This window comes from Pseudomonas sp. R4-35-07, from assembly GCF_003852235.1.
Lineage (GTDB): Bacteria > Pseudomonadota > Gammaproteobacteria > Pseudomonadales > Pseudomonadaceae > Aquipseudomonas.
In genome coordinates this window covers 4,535,411-4,546,987 of sequence record NZ_CP027732.1, presented here as the reverse complement: position 1 = coordinate 4,546,987, position 11,577 = coordinate 4,535,411, and the positions used below count along the sequence as shown (strand labels likewise).

Sequence of the window (11,577 nt, the reverse complement as noted above, 5' to 3'; positions counted from 1 at the left end):
TCAGGGTTTGCCGGGAATGCCGTACTTGCGCAAGCGATGGGCGATGGCGGTATGGGAGGTCTGCAAGCGGCTGGCCAACTGCCGCGTGGAGGGATAGCTGACGTAGAGTTTCTCCAGCAGGCTGCGTTCGAAATCCTCGACGGCCTGTTCGAGGCTGTCGATTTCACCGTCGCTCTGGCGGGCCACCGAGGTGCCGGCGATGTCCAGGTCGCCGATGTCCACCAGGCTGCTTTCGCAAATGGCGGCGGCGCGGAAGATCACGTTCTGCAGCTGGCGCACATTGCCCGGCCAACGGTTGCCCAGCAGCGCCGGATAGGTGCCGGGCGCCAGGCGACACACCGGTCGCTGGATCTGCGCGCAGGCCTGCTGCATGAAGTAGCGGGCCAGCAGCAGGATGTCCTGGCCGCGCTCGCGCAACGGCGGCACTTCAACGTTGAGCACGTTGAGACGGTAGAACAGGTCTTCGCGAAAGGTGCCTTCGCTGACCATTTTTTCCAGGTTGCGGTGGGTGGCGCTGAGAATGCGCACATTAACCTTCACTTCGCGGTCGCCGCCCACCCGGCGAAAGCTGCCGTCGTTTAAAAAGCGCAGCAACTTGGCCTGCAGGTACGGCGACATTTCGCCGATCTCGTCGAGGAACACCGTGCCTTGGTTGGCCAGCTCCATCAGCCCCGGCTTGCCACCCCGTTGTGCGCCGGTAAAGGCACCGGGGGCGTAGCCGAACAATTCACTTTCGGCGAGATTTTCCGGCAGTGCGGCGCAGTTCAAGGCCAGAAAGGGTGCGCTGTGACGTGCGCTGATCGCATGACAGGCGCGTGCCACCAACTCTTTGCCGGTGCCCGTTTCACCCTGGATCAACAGCGGCGCATCCAGCGCGGCCACGCGCTGCGCACGCGCCTTCAAGGTGCGGATCGCCGGGGATTCGCCCAACAGCGCGTCGAATCCTTCGGCATGGTCGTGGTGCAGCGCCGACAATTGCTCGCCGATGCGGTTGGGCGGGTAGAGGGTGAGCAGGGCGCCGGCATCGGTGATCGGTGTGGCGTCCAGCAGCAGGGTCTGGCCGTTCACGCTGATCTCGCGTAGCGGCAGGCGGAAGCCGTGCTCCAGCAAGGTGTTGAGTAGCCCTGGATCGTTGAACAGCTCGGCGATGCTTTCCCCGGCCGGTTCGCGCCCGTAAAGAGCGATCAGCGCCGGGTTGGCCAGCAGGATCTTGCCCGCGCTGTCCAGGGCCAGTACCGGGTCGGTCATGGCCGCCAACAGCGCGTCGAGTTGCAGGTGGCGGCGTTGGCCGGGGAGGATGTCGACCACGGTCACCGCCTGCACGCCCTGCACGCTGAACAACGCATCGCGCAGTTCCTCGAGCACCTCGGCGCTCAAGGTCGGCGCGTCGATATAGACGTTGGGCGGCACCATTTCCACCGCATCCAGGTTGAGATTGCGCCCACCGAGCAAGGCCAGGACTTCCTGGGTGATGCCGACGCGATCGATGAAGCTGACGTGGATACGCATGGAATGGTGTTGGGTTCTGGCGTGCGAGAGACGGCAAGTATGCCTGACAGGTGATGGAGATCAAAAATGTGGGAGGGGGCTTGCCCCCGATAGCGGTGTGTCAGCCAAAGATTTATCAGCTGATCCACCGCTATCGGGAGCAAGCCCCCTCCCACATTTTTGAACAGTGTTGTGTCAATACACCCTGGCTATGCCAGGTGCTCAGGCTTGATCGGGTCGCCCGATTTCACATCCAGCTGGTGCCGCACATCTTCGAACATCAAGTCGTACTGCTTGTGCATCGAGCCATTCAACACGGCCGTTTTCGGCATGCCGTATTTCTGCGCGATATTCATCGCATGCCGCGCAAAGTCGAAGGCCTGGTCCTTGGGCAGGAAAAACTCCTCCTTGAGGTCCTTGCCCTGCACCGAACCGTGCAGTTTGAACAACATGCCCTTGCCTTCCTTGGGGTCCTGGCTGACTTCATAGTCGATGCACAGGTTGTAGCTGTAGTCGTCTTTGTTCAGCGCGTGACGCTCGACGTGCAAGTGTCCCGGTTCAAAGGTAGCCATAGGCAAATCTCCTCTACTTCACAGATAGCTGATGCCAGCGGTTGCCGTGCTGATGCGTGTGCCGGCGCTGCCCTGGACGATGGCTTCGATGTCCGAGAGTGAACCGATCACCGCGGTTTTGCCAGTCTGGCGGGCGAACTCGCAGGCCGCTTGCACCTTGGGGCCCATGGAACCGGCGGCGAAGCCGAGTTGTTCCATGGCGTCGGGGTGAGCCTGGCCGATGGCCTTCTGGGTGGGCTTGCCGAAGTCAATGAATGCCGCGTTGACGTCGGTGGCGATCACCAGCAAATCGGCGTCCAGTTGCGCGGCCAGCAGCGATGAGCAGAGGTCTTTATCGATCACCGCTTCAATGCCTTTGAGCTTGCCGTCTTCGCCATACATCGTGGGGATACCGCCGCCGCCAGCGCAGATCACAATGGCTTTCTTCTCCAACAGCCATTTGATCGGGCGGATTTCGAAGATGCGTTTCGGGCGCGGGCTGGCAACCACGCGACGGTATTTGTCGCCGTCGGGGGCGATGGCCCAGCCTTTTTCGGCAGCAAGTTTTTCCGCTTCGGCCTTGGCGTACACCGGGCCGATTGGCTTGGTCGGGTTCTGGAACGCTGGGTCGTTGACGTCGACTTCCACTTGTGTGAGCAGGGTGGCGAAGGGCACTTCGAAATCCAGCAGGTTGCCCAGTTCCTGTTCGATGATGTAGCCGATCATGCCTTCGGTCTCGGCCCCGAGTACGTCCAGCGGGTACGGCGAAACGCTGGTGTAGGCCGCGGCCTGCAACGACAGCAGGCCGACCTGCGGGCCGTTGCCGTGGGCGATCACCAGCTCGTTGCCGGGGTGGATCTTGGCAATCTGTTCGGTGGCGATGCGGATATTGGCGCGTTGGTTGTCTGCGGTCATGGGTTCACCACGGCGCAGGAGGGCGTTGCCGCCCAAGGCTACGACGATGCGCATAATGCAAATCCTTCTGAAATGATCGTTCCCACGCTCTGCGTGGGAATGCAGCCAGTGGCGCTCTGCGCCACAAAAGCGGACGCAGAGCGTCCAGTGAGGCATTCCCACGCAGAGCGTGGGAACGATCAGTTAGATATCCGCCAACGCCGACACTAGGATCGCCTTGATGGTATGCATGCGGTTCTCCGCCTGCTCGAAGGCAATGTTGGCCGGCGACTCAAAGACTTCCTCGGTGACTTCCACGCCACCGGCCAGGTGCGGATAGCGCGCGGCGATGTCTTTGCCGACCTTGGTTTCGCTGTTATGAAACGCCGGCAGGCAGTGCATGAACTTCACGCGCGGGTTGCCCGAGGCTTTCATCATCTTGCTGTTGACCTGGTACGGCAGCAGTTGCTCGATACGCTCGTCCCACGCTTCCACTGGCTCGCCCATCGACACCCAGATATCGGTGTGAATGAAATCCACGCCCTTGACCGCCTCGGCCGGGTCTTCGGTGATGGTGATGCGTGCGCCGCTTTCTTGCGCGAACGCCTGGCACTGTTTGATGAAGTCGTCATGGGGCCACAGGGCTTTCGGCGCGCCGATGCGTACGTCCATGCCCAGCTTGGCGCCGATCATCAGCAGCGAGTTGCCCATGTTATAGCGGGCATCGCCCAGGTAGGCGTAGCTGATGTCATGCAGCGGCTTGTCGCTGTGTTCGCGCATGGTCAGGGTGTCGGCGATCATTTGCGTCGGGTGGAATTCGGCGGTGAGGCCGTTGAACACCGGCACGCCGGCGAACTTGGCCAGCTCTTCGACGATTTCCTGTTCAAAGCCCCGGTACTCAATGGCGTCGAACATGCGCCCAAGCACGCGGGCGGTGTCCTTCATGCTTTCCTTGTGGCCGATCTGCGACGACACCGGGTCGATGTAGGTGACGTGCGCGCCCTGGTCGTGGGCCGCCACTTCGAACGCGCAGCGGGTGCGGGTCGAGGTCTTTTCGAAGATCAGCGCGATGTTCTTGCCTTTGAGGTGCGGACGCTCGGTGCCGGTGTATTTGGCGCGCTTGAGGTCGCGGGACAGGTCCAGCAGGTAATGCAGTTCGCGGGTGGTGTGGTGCATCAGCGATAGCAGGCTGCGGTTGCGCATATTGAAAGCCATGATGGAGTCTCCTTAATAGTCGATAGGGTCGCGGATGATCGGGCAGGTCATGCAGTGGCCGCCGCCACGGCCCCGACCGAGTTCACCGGCGCTGATGGTGATGACTTCCACCCCGGCCTTGCGCAGCAAGGTATTGGTGTAGGTGTTGCGGTCGTAGCCGATCACCACGCCCGGTTCCACGGCCACCACGTTGTTGCCGTCATCCCATTGTTCGCGTTCGGCGGCGAAGCTGTTGCCGCCGGTCTCGACCACGCGCAGCGCCTTGAGGTTGAGCGCTGCGGCAACGGTGTCGAGGAAATTGGTAGTCTCCCGTTGGATATCGATACCGTGGGGTTTGCTGTCGTCCGGGCGCAGGGTGAAGGGCACGATCTGGTTGACCACTTCGGGGAAGATGGTGACCAGATCGCGGTCGCAGAAACTGAACACCGTGTCCAGGTGCATTGCCGCGCGGGACTTGGGCAGGCCGGCCACGATCACGCGTTCCACGGCATTGTTCTTGAACAGGTTGCGCGCCAGTTGGCCGATGGCCTGGTGCGACGAGCGCTCGCCCATGCCAATCAAAACCACGCCGTTGCCAATCGGCATCACGTCGCCGCCTTCCAGTGTGGCGGCGCCATGGTCCTGGTCGGGGTCGCCGTACCAGATCTGGAAGTCGGCGTTGGTGAACTCGGGGTGGAATTTGTAGATGGCGCTGGCCAGCAGGGTTTCCTGGCGTCGCGCCGGCCAGTACATCGGGTTGAGCGTCACGCCGCCGTAGATCCAGCAGGTAGTGTCGCGGGTGAACTGGGTATTGGGCAGCGGCGGCAGGATGAAACTGGCGTGGCCGAGGAAGTCGCGGAACATCTCGATGGTCCGGCCGCCGAAGCTGCTCGGCAAGTCATCGGCCGAGACGCCGCCGATCAGGAACTCGGTGATCTTGCGCGGCTCCAGGCTGCGCAGCCAGGAACCGACTTCGTCAACCAGGCCCAGGCCGACGGTATTGGCGGTGATCTTGCGCTGCAGAATCCAGTCCAGCGCTTCGGGGATAGCGACGATGTCGGTCAGCAGGTTGTGCATTTCCAGCACATCAATGTCCCGCTCGCGCATCTTGGTCACGAAGTCGAAATGGTCGCGCTTGGCCTGGGCGACCCACAGCACATCATCGAACAGCAGCTCGTCGCAGTTGTTGGGGGTCAGCCGCTGGTGGGCCAAGCCTGGGGAGCACACCATGACTTTGCGCAGTTTGCCGGCTTCGGAATGAACGCCGTACTTCACTTTTTCCGTGGTCATTTCAGATCCTCCAGTGGACATGCAATTACAGCGTCAGGAAGCCGTCGTAGAGGCCATAGGCAGCCACCAGGGCGCCAACGATCACTGCGGCGAAAATCAGCTTCTCGACGTTGGTGAATATCGGTTTGCCCAGTTCACGCTTGGCCTTGGCGAACAGGATCGCGCCGGGGGCGTAGAGCAGGGCGGACAGCAGCAGGTATTTAGTGCCGCCGGCGTAGAGCAGCCAGATCGCGTAGATCAGGGCGACGGCGCCGATGAACAGGTCTTTCTTGCGTTCTTTGAGGGCGTTTTCGTAAGTCTCGCCGCGCACCGCCAGCAACAGCGCATACGCCGCCGACCATAGGTACGGCACCAGAATCATCGAGGTGGCGAGGTAGATCAGCGACAGGTAGGTGCTGGCGGAAAACAGCGTGATCACCAGGAACACTTGCACCATTGCGTTGGTCAGCCACAGGGCGTTGACCGGCACGTGGTTGGCGTTTTCCTTGCGCAGGAAAGCCGGCATGGTGTGGTCCTTGGCGGCGGCGAACATGATCTCCGCGCACAGCAACACCCACGACAGCAGTGCCCCCAGCAGCGAAATGATCAAGCCGACGCTGATCAGCACCGCGCCCCAGTGACCCACCACATGCTCCAGCACGGCGGCCATCGACGGGTTCTGCAGCTTGGCCAGTTCCGGCTGGGTCATGATCCCCAGGGACAGCACGTTCACCAGCATCAGGAACAACAGCACGGTGATAAAGCCAATCACCGTGGCCTTGCCCACATCGGAGCGTTTCTCCGCCCGGGACGAAAAGATGCTCGCGCCTTCGATGCCGATGAACACCCACACGGTGACCAGCATCATGTTGCGCACCTGGTTCATCACGCTGCCCAGGTCCGGATTTTTCACGCCCCAGATGTCAGCGGTGAAGATGTCCAGCTTGAACGCGAACAGCGCGATCAAGACGAACAGCACCAGTGGCACTACTTTGGCGACGGTGGTCACCAGGTTGATGAACGCCGCCTCCTTGATTCCGCGTAGCACCAGAAAATGCACGGCCCACAGCAACACCGAGGCGCCAATCACAGCGGCCGGGGTGTTGCCTTCGCCAAAGATCGGGAAAAAATAGCCGAGGGTGCTGAACAGCAGCACGAAATAACCGACGTTGCCCAGCCAGGCACTGATCCAGTAACCCCAGGCCGACGAGAAACCCATGTAGTCGCCGAAACCGGCCTTGGCGTAGGCGTAGACACCGCCGTCGAGGTCCGGCTTGCGGTTGGCGAGGGTCTGGAACACGAACGCGAGGGTCAGCATGCCGACGGCGGTAATCACCCAGCCAATCAACACCGCGCCCACATCGGCACTGGCGGCCATGTTTTGCGGCAGTGAGAAGATCCCGCCGCCAATCATCGAGCCCACGACCAGCGCCACCAACGCGCCAAGCCTAAGTTTTCCGGGTGAATCAGACATTGTGTGACTCCAATGCAGGAGAGAGAGATCACAGAATAATTCCGTGGGCTGATCAAATAGCTGACTTAGATCACATCATCGGCACATTTCATTATGAATTAATGACTTGGAGGTGAAGGTTCGCGGGCGATGAGAAGCCCGAAGAGGCGCTTTGTAGAGCGCTTCCTCCCTCCTGATTAATCATTTGGTGGTGCATGGATGTATGACGCTAGTTGGTATTTACCAATGTGCAAACTTTTTGAGTAAGGTTTGACGAGTGGTTTATGCTGCACTTATTTAAATTCTAAATACGCCTAAACTTCCTGTTATTACATGCCCTTATGTTATGAAGGCTATGTTCATTAAACTGAATTAGTTGAATGCGCAGCTGTCAGCTGAAAAATTTAATTCGAGGAATCGTCATGTCCCACCCCGCACAGAAACTTCGGCTCAGTGCCCTGATCGCCCTGGTGGTGGGTTCGATGATTGGCGGTGGGATTTTTTCCCTGCCCCAAAACATGGCCGCACGCGCTGGTGCGGGCGCGGTGCTGATCGGCTGGGGAATCACGGCGGTTGGCATGCTGACCTTGGCCTTCGTGTTCCAGACCCTGGCCAACCGCAAGCCGGAACTGGACTCCGGCGTGTATGCCTACGCCAAGGCCGGGTTTGGCGATTACATGGGGTTTTCCTCCGCCTGGGGTTACTGGATCAGTGCGTGGATGGGCAATGTGGGTTACTTCGTGCTGCTGTTCAGCACCCTTGGCTACTTTTTTCCGGCGTTTGGCGAGGGCAACACGCCGCTGGCCATCGGCTGTGCGTCGCTGTTGCTGTGGGCTGTGCATTTTCTGGTGATGCGCGGGATCAAGGAAGCGGCGTTCATCAACCTGGTGACCACCGTGGCGAAGATCGTGCCGCTGCTGATGTTTATCGTGATTGCCGCCGTGGCGTTCAAGGCGGATATCTTCAGCCGCGATATCTGGGGCCTGGGCAACCCGCAAATGGGCAGTGTGACGGACCAGGTGCGCCACATGATGCTGGTCACGGTGTTTGTGTTTATCGGCATCGAAGGTGCCAGCGTTTACTCGGCGCGGGCCGAGAAGCGCGCGGACGTGGGCCGGGCCACCGTGATCGGTTTTCTCGGCGTACTCGCGCTGCTGGTGCTGGTGAATGTGCTGTCTCTGGGGATCATGAGCCAGCCGGAACTGGCGCAATTGCAAAACCCCTCCCTGGCCGGGGTGCTGGAGCATATCGTCGGGCGCTGGGGGGCGATATTGATCAGCCTCGGCCTGGCGGTGTCGCTGCTGGGCGCGCTGTTGTCCTGGGCGTTGCTGTGTGCGGAAATCCTCTACGCCACCGCCCAGGACAAGACCATGCCGGCATTCCTGAAGAAGGAAAACGCCAACCAGGTGCCAGTCAACGCCCTGTGGCTGACCAACCTGATGATCCAGGCGTTCCTGGTGATCACGCTGTTTTCCGCCAGCACCTACACCACCCTGATTTACCTCGCCTCGTCGATGATTCTGGTGCCCTACCTGTGGTCGGCGGCCTATGCGGTGCTGTTGAGCGGGCGTGGCGAAACCTACGAAGGCGCCCCGCGTCGACGCCTGAAGGACTTGCTGGTGGGCCTGATTGCCCTGGTTTACGCCGTATGGCTGCTGTATGCAGGCGGCCTGAAATACCTGCTGCTGTCGGCGCTGTTGTATGCGCCCGGGGTGATCCTGTTCGCCCAGGCCAAGCGCGAACAGGGCCAGCCGTTGTTCACCGTTGTGGAAAAAGGCATTTTCGGCTGCGTGGTTGCAGGGGCCGGCTTGGCGGCCTATGGGCTGTATAGCGGGGTGTTGTCGTTGTGAGGGCCTAATCGGGGGCAAGCCCCCTCCCACACTTTGAATGCATTCACAGTTCAAATGTGGGAGGGGGCTTGCCCCCGATGGCGGCTTCAAGTCACCACTGAGGCCGATGCGCCCCCAGCTCTCCGGCGGGCAAATCCCACTGCAGTGGCGCGCCGCTGATGCTCAGCGGCGCCAACAAGCGATGCGCCTGGCCCCAGGCAGTCTGCTCAACCACCAGGCCTTGATCACGCGTATCTTCGGCCCGCAGCGGCGGTTGCTCCGGCACTTGCCCTGCCTCCACCAGCAGTTTCGCCGTGCGTGCCAATGACAAGCGCGCCGACTCACCCCGGCCGCAGGCCAGGCGCTCGGTCAAGGCCCGGATCGCACTGGCGGCCATCAGGTACCCGGTGGCGTGATCCAGCGCCTGCACCGGCAACGGCAGCGGTTTATCCGCGTGCTTCCAGGCCATGCCCGCATCGGCAATGCCGCTGCTCATCTGCACCAGGCTGTCGAAGCCGCGGCGGTTACGCCACGGGCCACTCCAGCCATAGGCGTTGAGGCTGACGTCGATAAGGCCCGGCGCGATGCGTTGCAGGGTGTCGGCCGAATAGCCCAACTGCTCTAACGCATCGGCGCGGTAACCGTGGAACACTATATCGGCGTCCTTGAGCAACGCTTCGAAGACCTGTCGGCCTTCGGCGCTTTTCAGATCCAGCCGCGCGCAGCGCTTGCCCAGGGTCATTTCCGGCACCACGCCTGGCTCGTCCCAGGTCGGCGAGTCGATGCGCAATACATCCGCACCCAAACCCGCGAGAAAACGACTGGCAACGGGGCCGGCCAATACGCGGGTCAAGTCCAGTACCTTGATGCCGGCCAGTGGGCGGGCCGCTGTGCCGAGCCAAGGTGTGTCACGACTGGTTTCGCAGGCCTGACGCTGTACCAGTGGCTCGGCATTCACTGCCAAGCCTTGAGGGTGACTTTGCCAGGCGTGCCACGAACGCATCTGCGCCGCGCAACCGCCCGCGTCGACAATCGCCTGTTCCAGTTCGGCGGCGTTCCATTTGGCGACGTGACGCGCCATTTGCGCACGCTCAGTAACCTTGCCCAGCACCCGTTCGGCCGCTGCGCGGTGATGGGGCGCATTGGTGTGCAAGCGAATCCAGCCGTCGGTGCTGGCGTAGTCACCGGCTATCGGGTCCCACAGCGGGGGCACCTGCCAACCCAGCGGGCGAATCGATGAGGCAAACCAGAATGAGGCGAGGCGGCGGTCCACGCTGACGCTGGGCAAGCGTGCGGTCTGTTGCCGGATAAGCTCGGCGACGGCCTGGCCGGCGGCGCCGATGCTGGCGGCGGCCAGGTCAGTCACGGCGAAGGCCGAGGGCAGGGCGCCGGGCTCGTTCAGAGGCAGCGGGGTGTGCGGTAGATCGAGTGCCGCTCGGATGGGTGTCAGCAGGTCAGTCATCTAAGGCCCTCCGTGAGAGAAGGGCCACTATAGAAGATCGTCAGGCCGGTGTGACAACCCCCGGCACCAACGGCAGTTCGATACTGGCGACAAAGCCGCCGTCGGCATGATTGGCCAGGATCAGGTTGCCGCCATGGCGTTCGGCGGCGCGACGGGCGATCGCCAGGCCCAGGCCGTGACCTTGCGCTGTCTGGCCCGGGGCGCGGTAGAACGGCTCGCCCAGTTGACTCAGGTGCTCGGCTTCAACGCCGGGGCCATGGTCGCGCACACTGATCAAAATGCGCTCGCCGCGCTGCTGTGCCTGCAGCTCGATGGGCTGGCCGGCCGGGTTGAAACGCTGGGCATTGCGCAGCAGGTTATCCACGGCGCGTTCGATCATGGTCGGCCAGCCTTTGAGGCGCAGATCGGGTTCAGTGCTCAGTTGCACGGCTTGCTCGGGCGCGCTGAGCTGGGCGTCCTTTTGCAGCGTCTGGAGCAACAGGTTGAGGTCGACCTCTTCGGCGCTGGCGTTGTCGGCATCCACCCGGGCCAGTACCAGGATCTCGCTGATCAGGGCTTCCAGGCGGTCACACTCGCGGGTCAGGCGCGGCCACAGTTTTTCCCGTTCTTCGGGGCTGGCGCGCTCGGCCAGGGCCAGGGCGATACGCAAGCGGGCCAGGGGCGAACGCAGTTCGTGGGAGACGTCGCGCAGCAGTTGGCGCTGGCTGGCGATCAGGCTTTGCAGGCGTGCGCCCATGCGGTTGAAATCGGTGGCCAGCACGCCGAATTCATCGCGGCGGTTGGCCAATTGCGCCAGGCTGTTCTGCTGGTACGTGGCTTGGCCCAGGTCATGCACCGCGCCGCGCAGTCGGCTCAGCGGACGGGTGATGGACAAAGTCACCAACAGGCTGAACAGGGTCAGCACCACCAAGGCAATGGCCAGGGCGCTGAACGGCCACAACAGGCTGCTGCGGTGCCAGGCGTCGAGTTCCGGGTGCGGGATGCGGTAAATCAGCAGGTAGGTGTCGCCGGTTTTTTCGCTGGTGTACTCGGCGGTCAGGCGCCGCCAGGGCAGATGGCCGTCCTGGCTGTCATTCTGCCGGGCTTCGAAGGCGGCGGCGCGGCGTGGGAACGTGCCGCGTACCACCGGCTCGCCGCCTTCGTTCAGCACTTGCACGTCAATGTGATACTGGCGCTTGCGTTGCTGCAGCAACTCCTGGGCAGCGTCTTCGCCTTGGGCTTCGTAGAGTTGCGTCCACTCTTGCGCCAGGTTGTTGAGGCCGGGGTGACGGCTGAGAATCCAGGCGTCCTGGTTCAGCATATGCCCAAGCAGGATCGACAATCCGGCAACCAGGGCGATGGCCAGCCAGAAACTCGCCAGGATGCGCCAGAACAATGAACGCACGGGAAACCCTCAAATAGGAAAAGCCCAGTGGCGGGGCCACTGGGCTGGGAGCA

9 protein-coding genes are annotated in these 11,577 nt (G+C 62.0%); 1 reads left to right on the top strand and 8 read right to left on the bottom strand.

Annotated elements, in window-relative coordinates:
- The 6 genes from C4J89_RS20755 to arcD (C4J89_RS20730) all read right to left on the bottom strand — a co-directional run bounded on the left by C4J89_RS20755 (position 1) and on the right by arcD (C4J89_RS20730) (position 6,870).
- Positions 1-1,509 carry a sigma-54-dependent transcriptional regulator gene (locus tag C4J89_RS20755; protein ID WP_124364162.1) on the bottom strand — a complete coding sequence of 503 codons (1,509 nt, stop codon included), beginning with the start codon at positions 1,507-1,509 and terminating at the stop codon, positions 1-3.
- A gap of 188 nt (positions 1,510-1,697) precedes the next feature.
- Entirely contained in the window at positions 1,698-2,060 is a 363-nt protein-coding gene (locus tag C4J89_RS20750) for a DUF5064 family protein (RefSeq protein WP_124368149.1), read from the bottom strand.
- An 18-nt stretch (positions 2,061-2,078) separates the two neighbouring features.
- Positions 2,079-3,008 carry a carbamate kinase gene (gene arcC, locus C4J89_RS20745; protein ID WP_124415461.1) on the bottom strand — a complete coding sequence of 310 codons (930 nt, stop codon included), beginning with the start codon at positions 3,006-3,008 and terminating at the stop codon, positions 2,079-2,081.
- 129 nt (positions 3,009-3,137) lie between these two features.
- Complete coding sequence (locus C4J89_RS20740) at positions 3,138-4,148, bottom strand: ornithine carbamoyltransferase (RefSeq protein WP_124364159.1); 1,011 nt, start codon at positions 4,146-4,148, stop codon at positions 3,138-3,140.
- Between the two features lie 12 nt (positions 4,149-4,160).
- Entirely contained in the window at positions 4,161-5,417 is a 1,257-nt protein-coding gene (arcA, locus tag C4J89_RS20735) for an arginine deiminase (protein WP_124415460.1), read from the bottom strand.
- 25 nt (positions 5,418-5,442) lie between these two features.
- Entirely contained in the window at positions 5,443-6,870 is a 1,428-nt protein-coding gene (gene arcD, locus C4J89_RS20730; protein ID WP_124364157.1) for an arginine-ornithine antiporter, read from the bottom strand.
- Positions 6,871-7,271: 401 nt separating this feature from the next.
- Here arcD (C4J89_RS20730) and arcD (C4J89_RS20725) point away from each other — a divergent pair, with 401 nt between their 5' ends.
- Complete coding sequence (arcD, locus tag C4J89_RS20725; RefSeq protein WP_124415459.1) at positions 7,272-8,699, top strand: arginine-ornithine antiporter; 1,428 nt, start codon at positions 7,272-7,274, stop codon at positions 8,697-8,699.
- Between the two features lie 91 nt (positions 8,700-8,790).
- Here the strand turns inward: arcD (C4J89_RS20725) and C4J89_RS20720 are convergent, their stop codons facing one another.
- Both C4J89_RS20720 and C4J89_RS20715 read right to left on the bottom strand, forming a co-directional pair.
- A complete protein-coding gene (locus tag C4J89_RS20720; protein WP_124415458.1) occupies positions 8,791-10,140 on the bottom strand; it encodes a CoA transferase in 1,350 nt (449 codons plus the stop codon).
- 40 nt (positions 10,141-10,180) lie between these two features.
- The gene (locus tag C4J89_RS20715; RefSeq protein ID WP_124415457.1) at positions 10,181-11,524 is read right to left on the bottom strand and encodes a HAMP domain-containing sensor histidine kinase; all 1,344 of its coding nucleotides are present in this window, start codon (positions 11,522-11,524) and stop codon (positions 10,181-10,183) included.
- Positions 11,525-11,577: the final 53 nt, after the last annotated feature.

Coding starts and splice junctions, on each gene's coding strand:
- C4J89_RS20755 (WP_124364162.1), bottom strand. CDS start 1,509: ATGCGTATCCACGTCAGCTTCATCGATCGCGTCGGCATCACCCAGGAA.
- C4J89_RS20750 (WP_124368149.1), bottom strand. CDS start 2,060: ATGGCTACCTTTGAACCGGGACACTTGCACGTCGAGCGTCACGCGCTG.
- arcC (WP_124415461.1), bottom strand. CDS start 3,008: ATGCGCATCGTCGTAGCCTTGGGCGGCAACGCCCTCCTGCGCCGTGGT.
- C4J89_RS20740 (WP_124364159.1), bottom strand. CDS start 4,148: ATGGCTTTCAATATGCGCAACCGCAGCCTGCTATCGCTGATGCACCAC.
- arcA (WP_124415460.1), bottom strand. CDS start 5,417: ATGACCACGGAAAAAGTGAAGTACGGCGTTCATTCCGAAGCCGGCAAA.
- arcD (WP_124364157.1), bottom strand. CDS start 6,870: ATGTCTGATTCACCCGGAAAACTTAGGCTTGGCGCGTTGGTGGCGCTG.
- arcD (WP_124415459.1), top strand. CDS start 7,272: ATGTCCCACCCCGCACAGAAACTTCGGCTCAGTGCCCTGATCGCCCTG.
- C4J89_RS20720 (WP_124415458.1), bottom strand. CDS start 10,140: ATGACTGACCTGCTGACACCCATCCGAGCGGCACTCGATCTACCGCAC.